General features: G+C 47.6%; 14 protein-coding genes and 1 tRNA gene. 4 read left to right on the top strand and 11 right to left on the bottom strand.

What is annotated here, in order from left to right; genetic code table 11:
* Nucleotides 1–148: 148 nt before the first annotated feature.
* The 3 genes from ACXAH1_RS24150 to nudE form a co-directional block, all read right to left on the bottom strand.
* A tRNA-Met gene (locus tag ACXAH1_RS24150) sits at nucleotides 149–225 on the bottom strand.
* A 350-nt stretch (nucleotides 226–575) separates the two neighbouring features.
* Nucleotides 576–1,373 (bottom strand): 3'(2'),5'-bisphosphate nucleotidase CysQ, encoded by a 798-nt coding sequence (gene cysQ, locus ACXAH1_RS24145; RefSeq protein ID WP_046007282.1) that lies wholly within the window; start codon nucleotides 1,371–1,373, stop codon nucleotides 576–578.
* Nucleotides 1,373–1,936: an ADP compounds hydrolase NudE gene (nudE, locus tag ACXAH1_RS24140; RefSeq protein ID WP_054017716.1), complete on the bottom strand. Its 564-nt coding sequence runs from the start codon at nucleotides 1,934–1,936 to the stop codon at nucleotides 1,373–1,375. Before nudE ends, cysQ begins: the two co-directional genes overlap by 1 nt.
* Before the next feature lie 61 nt (nucleotides 1,937–1,997).
* On the opposite strand from nudE, the gene yrfG reads away from it, so the two are divergent.
* On the top strand, nucleotides 1,998–2,654 hold the full coding sequence (gene yrfG, locus ACXAH1_RS24135; protein WP_475200241.1) for a GMP/IMP nucleotidase: 657 nt from the start codon (nucleotides 1,998–2,000) through the stop codon (nucleotides 2,652–2,654).
* Here yrfG and ACXAH1_RS24130 read toward each other — a convergent pair whose 3' ends face one another.
* On the bottom strand, nucleotides 2,655–3,275 hold the full coding sequence (locus ACXAH1_RS24130) for a dUTP diphosphatase (protein ID WP_475200239.1): 621 nt from the start codon (nucleotides 3,273–3,275) through the stop codon (nucleotides 2,655–2,657). It lies immediately after the preceding gene.
* Between the two features lie 141 nt (nucleotides 3,276–3,416).
* Between ACXAH1_RS24130 and ACXAH1_RS24125 the strand changes: the two genes are divergently transcribed.
* Complete coding sequence (locus ACXAH1_RS24125; protein ID WP_475200237.1) at nucleotides 3,417–4,058, top strand: peroxiredoxin-like family protein; 642 nt, start codon at nucleotides 3,417–3,419, stop codon at nucleotides 4,056–4,058.
* 34 nt (nucleotides 4,059–4,092) lie between these two features.
* Here the strand turns inward: ACXAH1_RS24125 and ACXAH1_RS24120 are convergent, their stop codons facing one another.
* The 3 genes from ACXAH1_RS24120 to ACXAH1_RS24110 all read right to left on the bottom strand — a co-directional run bounded on the left by ACXAH1_RS24120 (nucleotide 4,093) and on the right by ACXAH1_RS24110 (nucleotide 7,545).
* On the bottom strand, nucleotides 4,093–6,429 hold the full coding sequence (locus tag ACXAH1_RS24120) for a fatty acid cis/trans isomerase (RefSeq protein ID WP_475200235.1): 2,337 nt from the start codon (nucleotides 6,427–6,429) through the stop codon (nucleotides 4,093–4,095).
* Nucleotides 6,429–6,809: a hypothetical protein gene (locus tag ACXAH1_RS24115; protein WP_475200234.1), complete on the bottom strand. Its 381-nt coding sequence runs from the start codon at nucleotides 6,807–6,809 to the stop codon at nucleotides 6,429–6,431. The genes ACXAH1_RS24120 and ACXAH1_RS24115 overlap by 1 nt, the downstream gene beginning before the upstream one ends.
* Nucleotides 6,810–6,879: 70 nt before the next feature.
* Nucleotides 6,880–7,545 carry an SDR family oxidoreductase gene (locus ACXAH1_RS24110; RefSeq protein WP_475200232.1) on the bottom strand — a complete coding sequence of 222 codons (666 nt, stop codon included), beginning with the start codon at nucleotides 7,543–7,545 and terminating at the stop codon, nucleotides 6,880–6,882.
* A gap of 127 nt (nucleotides 7,546–7,672) precedes the next feature.
* On the opposite strand from ACXAH1_RS24110, the gene ACXAH1_RS24105 reads away from it, so the two are divergent.
* Complete coding sequence (locus ACXAH1_RS24105; RefSeq protein ID WP_475200230.1) at nucleotides 7,673–8,398, top strand: hypothetical protein; 726 nt, start codon at nucleotides 7,673–7,675, stop codon at nucleotides 8,396–8,398.
* Between the two features lie 35 nt (nucleotides 8,399–8,433).
* Here ACXAH1_RS24105 and ACXAH1_RS24100 read toward each other — a convergent pair whose 3' ends face one another.
* The 3 genes from ACXAH1_RS24100 to ACXAH1_RS24090 all read right to left on the bottom strand — a co-directional run bounded on the left by ACXAH1_RS24100 (nucleotide 8,434) and on the right by ACXAH1_RS24090 (nucleotide 11,479).
* Nucleotides 8,434–9,237, bottom strand: coding sequence for a VOC family protein (locus ACXAH1_RS24100; protein ID WP_475200228.1), 804 nt, complete (start codon nucleotides 9,235–9,237; stop codon nucleotides 8,434–8,436).
* Between the two features lie 86 nt (nucleotides 9,238–9,323).
* Entirely contained in the window at nucleotides 9,324–11,105 is a 1,782-nt protein-coding gene (locus ACXAH1_RS24095) for a lipoprotein N-acyltransferase Lnb domain-containing protein (protein ID WP_475200226.1), read from the bottom strand.
* Nucleotides 11,106–11,119: 14 nt separating this feature from the next.
* Entirely contained in the window at nucleotides 11,120–11,479 is a 360-nt protein-coding gene (locus ACXAH1_RS24090) for an adenosine deaminase (RefSeq protein ID WP_253110281.1), read from the bottom strand.
* A 759-nt stretch (nucleotides 11,480–12,238) separates the two neighbouring features.
* Between ACXAH1_RS24090 and ACXAH1_RS24085 the strand changes: the two genes are divergently transcribed.
* Nucleotides 12,239–12,538 carry a Bor family protein gene (locus tag ACXAH1_RS24085; RefSeq protein WP_475200224.1) on the top strand — a complete coding sequence of 100 codons (300 nt, stop codon included), beginning with the start codon at nucleotides 12,239–12,241 and terminating at the stop codon, nucleotides 12,536–12,538.
* Nucleotides 12,539–14,068: 1,530 nt separating this feature from the next.
* Here ACXAH1_RS24085 and ACXAH1_RS24080 read toward each other — a convergent pair.
* On the bottom strand, nucleotides 14,069–14,158 hold a 90-nt coding region (locus tag ACXAH1_RS24080), incomplete at its 5' end, for an EF-Tu C-terminal domain-related protein (RefSeq protein WP_475200245.1).

The following is a 14,158-nucleotide window of genomic DNA, read 5'->3' as shown; positions in this document are numbered from 1 at the left end:
GGATTTGAACCGACGACCTTCGGGTTATGAGCCCGACGAGCTACCAGGCTGCTCCATCCCGCGCCTGTATTTTCAGTGTTTTACTTCTACTGCAAGAAGTTGGTAGTCAGATTTGAACCGACGACCTTCGGCGTTACCACTGCGAAAGTGGTTGCGGGAGCCGGATTTGAACCGACGACCTTCGGGTTATGAGCCCGACGAGCTACCAGGCTGCTCCATCCCGCGCCTGTATATTCAACATTTTACTTCTGTTGAGAGAAGCGGATAGCCGGATTTGAACCGACGACCTTCGGCGATTTTGGAATTAACGAGCCCGACGAATGATTTATCATCCTGCTCCATCCCACGCCTGTATTTTCAACGTTTTACTTCCGTTGAGCGAAGTACCTAAAAAGTCCTTAATGAGGCTTAATTTGCCCTAACTCTTTAAGAGGTCGCTATAATATAGAATTGATTTGATATTGCAAGGTCTTAATTGAGAAAAGGGCGCCAACCGCTCAAAAAGCAATCAAACCACGATATTCTAACGCCCTAATATGACATTTATTGTCTTGGCGGCCAAAACGACCGCCAGACTATTGTTCTCTTTGGTGCGGGTTAATCAGTTTCTGAAATTGCCAGTCGGGATGGCCCATCACAATAAAGTCAGGATTTTCTGTGCTTTCTCTTTGATTGTAGGTCAGTGGATTAAATTCAGCATCGGTAATGCAGCCACCCGCTTCTTCTACAATGACCTGAGATGCCCCGGTATCCCACTCCCCAGTTGGTCCTACGCGTAAAAAGCAGTCGGCTTTCCCTTCTGCCACAATACATGCCTTGAGCGAACAGGAGCCCAAAGCCACGGTATCAAATTGGCTGTTAAGATATTGGCTCACCGCCTCAATTTTTTGCCTGCGACTGACCGCCAAAGTGAGCGTACCTTTCGGCGCTACCGAGATTGGCTCATCACGCCCGTCGGTGCGCTTAAATGCCCCACCCTGATGAGTAGCGAAGTAAGTCACGCCTTTAGCGGGCCAGTGGATCACACCAAGTACTGGCTGGTTGTTTTCAACCAAGGCAATATTTACCGCAAAGTCACCACTTTCCAGAATGAACTCACCGGTGCCATCCATCGGGTCCAGCAACCAATAACGCTGCCAGTGTTGACGGCTTTCAAGCGGTGGAATGGGGGTTTCTTCGGACATAATCGGCACATCTGGGGCCAGCGCTTGCAGCCCCGCTGTCAGCACTTCGTTGGCAGCCAGATCCGCGGCGGTCACCGGTGTATGATCAGACTTTTCCCGTGCACCTATGTCGTCTTGCTGATAGATGGCCATAATCGCCTGCCCGGCCTGCTCAGCCAGGGTGATACAGGGCTCTAAATATGACTGCATTAAGCCTCCGTTGTCAGGTACTGTTGTAGTAATAACAGCGCGGCGACACTGCGGGCTTCGGTAAAGTCGGGCTGACTCAGTAACGCTTGCCACTGTGCCAGGGGCCATTTTACTACCACCAGCGGCTCAGGTTCATCACCGGCCAGTTGCTCCGGATATAAATCCTGTGCCACCAAAATGTGCATTCTGGCGTTAAAATAGCTGGGTGCAAGTGATAGGGTTTTCAAATCACAAAACTGCCGAGCGCCAAAGCCAACTTCTTCTTTTAACTCACGGTTTCCCGCTTCAATCGGGGTTTCGCCCGGATCGATCAGCCCCTTTGGAAAACCAAGCTGATAATCATGCGTCCCCGCGCAATATTCTCTTACTAATAGTAGCTCATTTTCAGCCGATATGGGCACTATCATCACTGCCCCCCGGCCGCCGCCACGAACCCGTTCATACTCACGGCGCTCACCATTAGAAAACGATAACGACAGAGATTCAACTGTAAAGAGCTTACTTTTAGCGACAACCTCAGAGGCTAATATCTCAGGGGGAATTGGGTGCTTTTTCTGTGACATAGAGATTATTTTGCTATCATGGCCATTAACCTCATCATAAAGCCTTTACAGGTAAATGCCTATGTTAAATTGGTCAAAGATCGATACTGTGCTGCTGGATATGGATGGCACCTTACTCGACCTGCATTTTGATAATCACTTTTGGCTGGACGTGATCCCCAAAGCCCATGCCATTAAGCAAGGCCTGACACAGGAGCAAGCCCGCGCCGATATCCTTGCACGCTACGAAGCCGTTATGGGACAGATAGAATGGTATTGCCTGGATTACTGGCAACAACAGCTGCAGTTACCCATCATGGAGCTCAAGCGCGAGATCCAACACTTAATTTCGATCCGAGAAGATGTACCGGCATTTTTGCAAGCACTGAAAGACGCAGGAAAAGAGCTGATATTGTTAACCAATGCGCATCCAGACAGTTTAAGCCTCAAAATCGAGCGCACGCAGTTTGACCAGTATCTGGATAAACTCATCTCCACGCATAGCTATGGTGTTAGTAAGGAAAGCCAGCAACTGTGGCAACAGGTTCAGACGGATCTGGGATTTGATAAAAATCGGACTTTATTCGTTGATGACAGCCTGGCGGTTTTAGCTGCCGCAAAAGAGTATGGTATTGGACACTTACTGGCCATCGCAAACCCGGATAGCCAGCAACCTCAAAAAGAGATCACTGATTACCCGGCTATTTGCGACTATCGTACATTACTGCCAATCAGCTGATCAGCCCGGGTAACGTGCCTGCAAGCCCTGATAAACAAGCTTAGCAAAGTCTGGATGTTCAGTATCCAGGCTTTTCACCACGTCAACCAGGTGCTCATTGTCTTCTTTACCGTGCCACTGTTTAATATAGCTGCCATCTTTGTAACCATGATCCTGACGGAAGAAGTTCAGGGTATTTTTACCCACGTAACCGCGATATAAATCATCCAGGGTCATACCAATCTGCTGCATACATCCGGCAAAGGCGGCCGCATTGAAGGTTTTGTCGCCCACCGCTGAAGCAGCAAGCACTTCCAGTGTTGCCTTAAAATCTTCAGCGTATAAAGGTTGTGCCAGCTCGTTCTCCAGCTGTGCCGCCAACGCCTCATAGGCTGTTTCACCATCGATGCGCAAAGACAGGCCAAAGTGGAAAATATCAACCAACTCAAGGATCACCTGCTCGGTGTCCGGAGTCTGTTTTTTCCACCATTTCCAGCCATAGTGATCCAGCATTTCTGCACACTCAACCCAGATGGCGCGATACCATTCAAACCCCTGGCTGAACCATTGCTCATGCACTTTGGTATTCATAGCGTTTTGCATTTCCAGCATCACAACCAGCTTCGCACTATTCGCAGACATATTTGCGCTCTCACTCTCACTATTCAGTCAAAGCGCTATGATACCCACACAGTGGCATAATTACCACGATGAGCCACAATGAAAGCTTTTCTGCGCTGTCCCGTTCTATTAGGGTTCATACATCTATTTTTGAGGTTTTACATGCGATCCTTACTTGTTGCGTTCACACTGACTGTTACCCAGTTGCTGTCCTTTTCTGCGTCTGCTGCGCAAGCCACTAACATTAGTGAGCACCCGGAGCAGGTTGCGCCTTTACTGCCAGGCCTGACGGCGCCCACTTTAAGCCTGCAGGACAACAACGCCAAAACTGTTGATTTAGGAAAACTGTATCAAGACAAGACTACGGTATTGGTGGTTTATCGCGGTGGCTGGTGCCCCTACTGCTCACGTCAGCTGGCTGGATTGCAGAAAATTGAAAAGCAGATTGTTGAACTGGGCGCGCAAATAGTGGCGGTTTCACCTGACAGCCCAGAGGCACTCAGTAAAAGTAACATCAGCTCCCCAAGCTATCGATTGCTCTCTGACGATCAACTGGCGTTAACTCAGGCACTTGGACTGGCTTATTTCCTGGATGACAAAACGGCTAAAGCCTACCGCGACCGCATGGGCGTGCAGTTTGTGGATCTGGATGGCAAAAACAGAGTGGCATTGCCTGTGCCCGCTGTGTTTGTGATTGATAAGGCGGGCCTGGTACAGTTCCAGTACGCCAACCCCAATTACAAAGTACGTTTGGCAGAAAGTGTGTTACTGGCCGCGGTCCGTGCCGCCAGTAATCTAAAATAATACCCAGCGGGCGAGCATACTTGCCCGCCGTTGATTACCTATTTTCCAGTCGGTTGTAGTCGAACAATCCGTATTCCACTCCCCGGGTTTCGCGGGCAATACGATGCAGTAAATCACTGTATTGCCAAAACTGCGGATGCGTTCTGCGGATCCCGAAGGTGGCTTTCAGCGTTCGATAATCGGACTCAGTGCGCACATCACTGAGTTGCTGCACAAAGGCATCTATGTGTGCCTGATTCGGCAGGTGCCAGATGGCCTCCGGATAATCACCGATAAACCCGGGGACTAAGGTCGCGGTATCTTCCTGATAGGCGCGCTGCCCCTCTTCGTTTAACAAGCTGGAAATATTAAAGTGTGCATTATGATGGATCAGTGTATAGGGCTGATGCACACCTTTGGCATCGACAGCCAGAATAAAAGACACCTGCGGCAACTGGTTGATCGCCCTTACTGGCAATTCATTGAGGGGCTGCAGCGCAGTTGGCACGGCGGTGTAGTCATAGGCTTCATTCAACACTGGTTTCAGGTGTGCTTTTAACATGTCATACAGCTCAGCCTGCGGATCGTCGCTTTGGTAGCGGATCCCAGAAGGGGCACCCAGTAATGACTTGCGATTGATAAATTCACTGAGGCTCAGATGTGACTGGCGATACCAGTGCTGCTTAATGCGCTGACGATGGCTCAGCGGTAGCAAGTTCAGAAAGTTCTGCTCTCCTTCAAGGCGCAGAAAATCCATGTATAGCCGGGTCACCAGCTGATGGCCAATATTGCCATATACGTCAAACCCTGCAACCAGCAAATAATGGATCCGCTCAAACAGGGCATAGTCCAGCACCCAGGTGGTTTTAGGTGCCTGACCGATAAACCCTTTCACCACTGTGGCACTGTCAAAATGGCGGAAAATGGTCAGTGCTGCATTCTGATTGTGCCCACCTCCTTGCCAGATCAGATCCATATTAAGTCGCTTGCCATCAGCAAACACCTGATTGGCTAAGGCTGTTTTGGCTTCAAGATAGTCATGCTGACGCTTGGCATATTTCGCCCAACTTGACAAAGGCAGCACATTGCTTTGCTCAGCGGCAGGCAAGATAAGGTCGTCGTCATGTCGGGTCAACAACTGCTCGACGGCCGGCGAGGCATTTTTCTCGGGGTCGACAAAGGCCACCCAGAAATGGTCATTGATCACATTCAGGGCTATCTGGCCGCGACACACAGGGCCCTTAATAAAGCCTTTAACGATCAGCTCAGCCTCATCGAGCATAAACTGATAACGTGATTTAACCGGGATCGCCGCAAACACCTTAAAAGGGTTGGCAGCCAGCTTAGGCGCATAACCTGGTAACTGTGCCACCTCATATTCACTACGGATAAACTGGGCCTGCAAACGCGCCAGTTTATCGTCATCCAGTGCCAGTGGCATATGGGTTTTAGATAAAATGGAGCTGCGCACCTGCATCAACCTATAGTAGACCCGAGAGACTTTAGGGTCATCGAATGGTCTGACCGTTGCAATCAGCTCAATGGGTTCCCCTGGGGGCGTCTTTGAACGCACCAGAGTAAAAAACGAAGGCGCTTCCAGACGATTAAAGTAGATGTGTGCCAGATACCAGTGTTCGTAAATATAGCGGGCAGCAAGACGGGTTTTATTGTCATCCTGATTTAAGAAGCTTTCCCACTTCGCAACGTGCTTTAGCTCTGCGTCACTGGGTGGCGCAATCTGGCTCATAGGTGAGCCTTGTTTGATCCACTCAGAAAGCTGGGCAAATTCGCTGTTAGTCAGCGCAGGCAAGCCATATGGCATGCCTGCATGGGGTTGCTCCTGAGCGTACTCAGGGTATTCGTCCATGGTCGGGCAGGTTTGTGCCCTGTCCAATGAAAAATCATAGTGATCCGGCAATAACCCTTGCTGGGCAAACGGCTGCGTCTGCTTGAGTAACAAACTGTTGTACAGCACGCTGCCGTTGAGGTTGGCATACTCAGTTTGCACTCGCTCATTGAGAATGGGCGTAAAGCCCTTGTCACGCCATTGTGCCGTGGTTTGCGCATCAAACAGCAAACGGGTTGGCGACTCGGCCAGCAGACGAGTACCGTCGTATACACGGGTTTTACTTACTCCCCGATCAATGCCCTCGGGTGAACTCAGCTTGAGCTGACAGGGAGCATCGTAGCAACCATGGCAAACCACACATCGCGTATCCAGGATCGGTTTTATGTCACTCAGATAACTGGCACCCTGTTGCGCTGATTGGGGTTGCATGCGCTGCTGTGTTTGCTGCGGCCCAAACAGGTCGTCGTAGTGGTTGACACCTAATGCCACACAGCCACTTAATAAGGTGACTATGCCAACCAAAATCCAGCCGGATCTACGCATTATGCGCCCTCTTCGTCATCTTCATCATCCAGTCCCAGATCAAACGTGGGCATCATTTCCATGGGCGGAGAGACAAACATCGCCTGACTTTCGCAACTTAAAACGGCGCTCAGTACCGGGCCATGGTTGAGCAGCAACTGCGCCTGATGGCCCTGGCTCAGAACTTCAGCCACTTGCTGCTCAATATTGCTGATCTGATACCCCTCAAGTGGAATGCTAACACTTTGCTCAGGCGCTGGATTCTGGCACAAGTTCGCCAGCAGGTTGGCATCCAGAATGACTTCTAATGTCAGATCTGGCTGCTCCATATCCCGCTCGGCCAGATTATCGTCCAGTTTAAACAAAGGCAGGTTCAGTGGGGTGTTTTCTTGAAGTTCCATGAAAGTTAGCTCATTTATGCAAATACCTGCCGCAAGTTTAGCACAACTTTGCTAGTCAAAGGTGTCCCGCTTACCAGGGCAGGCGATCACCATTGGAGTGCCAGAACCCACCACTGGTCTCAAGCGTTAGCTCATCGATACGCTTAACCAAGCGTTGCGCCGCTTCAGAAGGCGAGATATCTCCGGCATAGTTGACCATTTCAGTTTGTACAAACCCGGGGTGAAGCAGCGCCACCGATACTCCACGCGGTTTTAGCTCATGTGCCAGGCTGACACCCGCCGCATTTAAGGCCGCTTTAGACATGCGGTAGCCAATATAGGCACCCGAACCATTATCTGCAATAGATCCCATACGACTGGTGATCATTGCCACCTTACTTCCTTCAGGCAGATTACCCTGTAACGCATGCGTTACCCGTACCGGTGCAACGGCATTGACCATGAGTTGCTGCTCCAGCGTTGCAAAATCCATTTGGGCAAGTGATTCGTTACGGAAAATACCTGCATTATTAATCAGGATATCTATCTTCTGATTTGTAAGCGCAGTTGATAAAGTCTCGATATCTTCTGGCACGCTAACATCAATGCCCTCTATAACGGTAACATCCAAAGACTTTAGTGCTTCGGAGCGACGACGTACCACCGCCGTGACCTGATCACCGGCAGCTAAGTATTGTCGGCATAATTCCAGGCCAATCCCGCGATTTGCGCCGGTGATCACTACATGTTTTGACATATCTTCCTCCTCATTTGAGAACCTTCGCTCATATTGGCATGATGACCATTCTATAGATTACGGCGATTGCTTTCAGCCCTGGCAGGTTCTGCTACTTTTATAGAGTGTCAGTTTAGGGAGTACAGTCTTGCCAAACTACCTGCTCGTGCTTGCTTTGCTATGGCTGCCTATGGTTCAGGCAAACACCTATCGTGTCAATGTCAGTGAGGCGCTGTCATACAGCCTGGGACAACAACAAATCACCGCAATGTTCACTGCGATATACGCCCCCGTGGGCATTCGCCCTGAGTTTGAATTCCTGCCCAGTGAACGAGGCCTGCAGTTGGTGAATGATGGGGAGCTGGATGCGGAAGCCGGGCGTGTCGGGTTAGTTGGTGCGCGTTATCCAAATTTAATTGCTGTGCCAGCGCCTCTGAGTGAACTCAGACTCATGCTGTTATGTACGGCGCCGAAGCACTGTGAATTGTCCAATGAAACAGACTTAGCGATTATCGCCGGCAACTTAATTGCCGTATGGTATTGTGAGCAACACCAGCTCAACTGCAATCCGGTGCAAAACAATATTTCGGCCTATCAGGCTCTGAGCCGTGGTCGTATCAGTCGCATCCTGGTTACCGACAAATATGCTCTGGGTTCGTTGTGTGAGTCTGGCTTGTCGACTCTGTATAGTAAAGTTGCCGACGAAAGTACTTTTACCGTGTACCACTATGTCCATAAGAAACACCGTGCTTTGGTGCCAAAACTCAGTGCTCGCATTAAAGCCATCAGAAAAAACGGTGAACTCAAACACTATGTCTCACGGCTGCAAAATGCCTTTGCTCGCTGCCAGGGGCAACTTATCTCTCTGGACTAATGCCCAGATAGCAAAGGCGTTCTGGTGACATCTGATTAGGGCTCAATCTCATGCATAACAGACTGAATAACGGAAAAAACCGCCCCCTGAGGGTCAGTGATTACAGCAAAGCGACCAACCTGAGGAATATCTGTTGGTGGTACACACACCTGACCACCGAGCTCTTTGGCTTTCGCTGCCATTGCATCACAATCTAGCACCGCAAAATAAGTCATCCAGTGCGCCGGGATCTCATCTCCCCACTCCTCGGTCATCTGCAGCATGCCTGCAACCACCGTATCGCGTGCGCTAAACAACACATAATCCATACCTTCCATGGGTTTATCTTGCGCCTGCCACCCTAACAATGCGCTGTAAAACGCCCTGCTTTTTTGACTATTACGTGTTGCCAACTCATGCCAATAGGGCACATTGGCTTCCAGTTCACGCTTACAGCCAATGTGCTCTTTAGCCTGCCACAGCGCGAAATGCGCGCCTTCTGCGGGCTCCCGCAACATAACCATCCTGCCAGCTGACGGCACATCATGTGGGCCGGCAATAATCTCCGCGCCGAGTGCGACGGCTCGCTCTGCCATTTCATCCACATTATCCACCGCGATGTAGCTAAGCCACTGACTTTGCGCCCCCGCTTCTTTTTGTTGCGGCATCATCTGATACATAGCAGCAATATCATCATGGTGCTTTTGCAGCATAGTATAATAAGCGCCTTCGCCAATCGGCTGATCCTCAAAACCCCAATTAAATAACTGTGTATAAAAAGCTTTCGCTTCCTGCCAGTTACTTGAACACAATTCAGTCCAGCAAAAAGTGCCAGCCCTGTTATTGGAAATTAATGCCATAAATACACCCATCAATAAAAAATGTCAGTTACCGATTAAGTGAAGCACTGGATACACAATAGGGCAATAATTAAGTCATCTTACGATTAGTAGTGCTGAACAAACTGTATGCCCACTTCGTGGTTTTCGAAGGTACTATTGCGCTCTAGCTTATAAGACAGGTTGAGCATGCTGTCCTGCGTCTTGAACCAGCTAAAGGAAACATTTAGATAGTTGCTGCGACTTGCCTGAGAGACGGCGCCACTGGTTGTACCTAGCTCCAGCGTAAACTTACTGTCAACCAATAAATCCGCAGTCAAGCCTGCAATGGCTTTGATATACCCTCGTGTATGACGCACATCTGATGTCAAACCACCACCCAGCATCCAATAACCTAATACATCCCGATGCAACTGATACGATTTGCCGGCAAGACCTGAGAGTTCCAGCAACGATTTTTCGTCTAGCTGATGTGTTTTATTCGGCCGATAACCAAAGTAAACTTCCGATGATAATTGTGGAAAGGCAGGCAAAGAAGCAGCCAGAGAACGCGCTTTGTACAAGGTTAACTCGTCCACACTAACACTTTGTGCATCGACATCATAAGCCAGTACGGTATAACCCATTTGCAACTCGGATTCAGACAGGTACTGACGGGTATCACTCTGCAAAAAGTGGCCTGCTGGCAACCAGCCTAACTTTACGACATCATGACCGTTTCTTTGTCTGGCATACCGCAGATCGAAAGATGAATCTTGGGGCGCTTTAGTCGGCATCTTATGATGCATAAGGTTCAGCTGATGTTGATCGACTTCATCAAGAAGCTGTTCATAAGCCCTCCCACTAAGTTCAGGCCCAGAAATATACTTGAACGATTTCGTCAGGTACTCTTTTTCAAGGGGGGAGAGTGAGATTTGGGCCATCTCCGCGGGATTATTTTCTAATAACCTATTCAACCTGGCAAGGTTAGAAGCCGGTAACTCATCTGAAATGGCATGCACAAGCCATAAGTCGGATGCGTCGACATAGATAGTATCCACTTGCTGGTGCTTGTTAGCCGCTTTGACAACATCCAGCGGTGACACAATGCCGCCTTTTTCAGCCAGGATATCCGTGTTCAGCAGCGCCAGCAGTTCAAGGGTCATAGTGGCGCAATTATAAGACTGGAAATAGTATACCAGCTCTTTGCCCTTAAGTTCCCACAAATGCAGCTGGAGTAGAGATAACTTTTCTGGTTCTGCCTTTAGTTTATACTGCCATAAACTGCGTTGTTCAACATCACGGTATTTAACCAAATCTTTAGCAAAAGGACGTACGGAGAAGAAACCGGGCATACCAGTATAAGTACTCTCAACCAACAGTTTAAATGGGTTGAACGTGGTAATTTCTGTGAAATAAGCCAAAGAGTGAGCTACATCTGTCCCTTTGTGGTTTTTACCCTCAGCTTTGAAAAAGATGTGCCCCATCATACTGGATGCAGACGTCACAACTTCAGAAGCAAAAACCAGGGTTAATGAGTCGAAGGGCACATAATCCAGAAACTGCTTTAACTCTGGGCAATATTGCACAACATCAGCAGGGAGTACTCGACCAGTCGCTTGCGCAATTAAAGTCACCCGCGCAGGAAACTGGCAGTAAGCTCGGTTGATGTCTTCGTCCATTAGCAGCAGTGTTTTATCTAATTCTGCTTTTGCTGAAAAGCGGCCAGATTGAGTGGATAGAATGAAATGTGGGTCTGTGATCTGAGGCGCGCCATTACCGTCAAGATGTAATAACAGATGCCATTTTTTTGAATGCGCAAGGCGCTCCAGTGACTCCGTAGTACTCGCGGTAACCTGAACAGAGAATAAAAAAAAAGCTGTTATAAAACAGCTTATTATTTGTTTCATACTTGAACTACAGCTTAGTTATCACACTGGATTTCTACGCTATCCGCATAGTCCCACATTTTACCAGTAGAGGCATCTGTGGTTGAACCTAGCAGGCCACCAAGAATGACATTGCCGAAGAATGCAGGTGCTACTTTTTTCTGTACTGGTGTTTCCGCAGCACAGCCCGCAGCGGTTGTTCTGATCACTTTGTCCTGACCGTTTCTCAGTACCTGAATGCTACCAGGAGTATCAGATTTATTGCCATCAGCACTCACTTCAACAGTTTTACCTGTGTTGGTAGTTACCTGAATAGTTTGTACATCAGAGGTCACAATACTTGCACAGCCAGATAACATAACTAGTGCGGCAGCAGGGATAATTGAGTATTTCATTTCCATTTATCTTTATATTAAAAAACTTCCCTAAATTGTACACATAGACAATTTTATGTCAATGAGAATGTTCATTATACATTCAGTGAAGCAGTATAATTGTCTATAAATAAGTCAACTCTAACAATCGGCAGACATTAATCTTTTAAACACGCAAAAACATGATTGAAAAAACCCACAATTTATTAACAGTAAATGAAATTGATAATTCATATATAGTTGTTGAACCAGGCTTTTACCTTTCACAATATTAAATGCGCTATTGTGTAAAGGATAATGACACAGTGCTTGCACTGGCATTTCCCTTGCGCAAGGGCGATGAGTGAACGACAAAATATTTTTGAACAGCTATGCTGGCTCTAAGAGCGTAAGGCAAGAAGCCTAGAGTCACCGCCGCTTCGCAGCATGAGGAGGTGAACGCACGGACCCAAATGGGTTTGGGGAAGTAGAATAATGCAGGAGCAATTATCGAGATGCGCGTCGCTACATAGACGTAAGGCAATTAAAAACGCCAGTAAGAAATGGTCATTGTCGATTCGAAACTGGCGTCAGACGATGAGTCGTTTTATTAGCGAGTTCGAGGAACGTCTCGAAAAGCATATTAAATAAATGGCAGCCACACAAAAAATCACAATACCTTGACAAAATCAAACAAAAAAAACACAAAACCCGTTTGAACCTTACAAGTTTTGCCACTATCGTTTGCCATACTCAACGGCGTAATGCTTTAAAATTAAACGCAATCTTAAAAGGAAAAACATGAAACACATTATTTTATCTACTCTCGTTACAATCGCTTTAAGTGGCTGTGCAGCACAGACATTTAATATAAATGCAGCTAATAACACAGATACTACAACTCCAACTGTTCAGCATTCTCAACATTTTTTCATTAGTGGCCTTGGTCAAGAAGAAATTACCAACGCATCTGAAATTTGTGGCGGGGCTGAAAATATTGTCAAAGTAGAAGCTCAACACACTTTTATTAACGGATTATTAGGTGCTATCACATTCGGTATTTATACACCTCGTGATGCTAAGGTGTACTGCAAAGCCTAACACATTGAACCTCAGGGTGAGAGCATACTTAGTTAACGACTATTAACCGAAGATAAGCTCTACCCTCAGTCCATACACAAATCTGGCACGAACACAGCTACCACGTATCAAATATTTGCGGCCTGTGTAAAGTTTTATTAGATTGCAGATGACCCTCCTGAACAGCTCCTGAGCTGTCGTTGCGCCCCCTCTGTCACACCAAATTCGTAAGGCTTGGCACCTTTTCAGTAACTTGATATCTGTCGCGTGGGCGATGCTCTTTTCCATCACCGTGCTGTCTACGACAACTAACCTCAGGCTAAAAGCTTTAAATGTGCTACTTTTAAGCTCCACATCAGCTGTCAGAGAGAACATTGGCTCAACGCCTTGCTCTCTAATTCTGCGCCTAAAATGTGACATCTGACTTGGATAGCACGGTAATTTATGGCTAAGAAACAGCATCCCTCGCAAGTACTGCCAATAAGGGCTTTCAAACCAAACTTCAACAACACCCCCAGTGAGTTTATTGATTTACTTTAGGCACTCTAGTCCAGCCATAAGTCTAATCTGCTTTGCTGTAGTCCCATTATTGGCGGAATAATACTCTCCAAATTCAGCACTCGGGCACTGCTAGTCAATCAAATCAGCTAAACGAACGAGTTGATGTCTTGGAGAAATCAGGGCGATGAGTGAACGACAAAAATATCTGGAATATTTTTGAACAGCTACGCTGGCTCGAAGAGCGTAAGGCAGGAAGCCTGGAGTCACCACCGCTTCGCAGCACGAGGAGGTGAGCGCACGGACCCACATGGATGTGAGGAAGTAGAATAATGCAGGAGCAATTATCGAGATGCGCGATGGGCGTCGCTACATGGATGTACTTCCACACCGCATTTTCCATCGCCATATTTCAGGCATTAAAAAAGGCCGCACCTTTTACAAGGAAACGACCTTTTTCACAGTGTTACTGCAATCTGTAGATTATTCTACGATTGTAGCTACAAGCACCTACATTACCTTGTAGAGAGAGCCACCTATAGTGCAAAGGATAATGACACAGTGCTTGCACTGGCATTTCATTTGCGCAAGGTGAAGTGAGCCAGTTTAACTGAACTCGCTACTTGTCTCATACTTCAGGCATTAAAAAAGGCCACCGAAGTGACCTTTTTTTATAATGCTTATTGCATCACTACTGTTGATTACTCAACGATAGTTGCAACTAGCACCAACATTACCCTGTAGAGAGAGCCACCTATCGTGCAAAGGATAATGACACAGTGCTTGCACTGACATTTCCTTTGCGCAAGGTGAAGTGAGCCAGTTTAACTGAACCCGCTACTTTTCTCATATTTCAGGCATTAAAAAAGGCCGCCTGAGCGACCTTTTCACAGTGTTACTGCAATCTGTAGATTATTCTACGATTGTAGCTACAAGCACCAACATTACCTTGTGGAAGGCGCCACCTTCACATGATGACTTTCACTCAGGCATTAAAAAAGGCCACCGAAGTGACCTTTTTCACAATGCTTATTGCATTAACTAAAGTCGATATTACTCAACGATAGTTGCAACAACACCAGCACCAACTGTACGGCCACCTTCACGGATCGCGAAACGTAGACCTTCGTCCATCGCGATTGG

This window comes from Pseudoalteromonas sp. AWH4_217, assembly GCF_056161105.1.
Note: the sequence above shows the minus strand (reverse complement) of the source record. Positions and strands in the feature narration are given on the sequence as shown.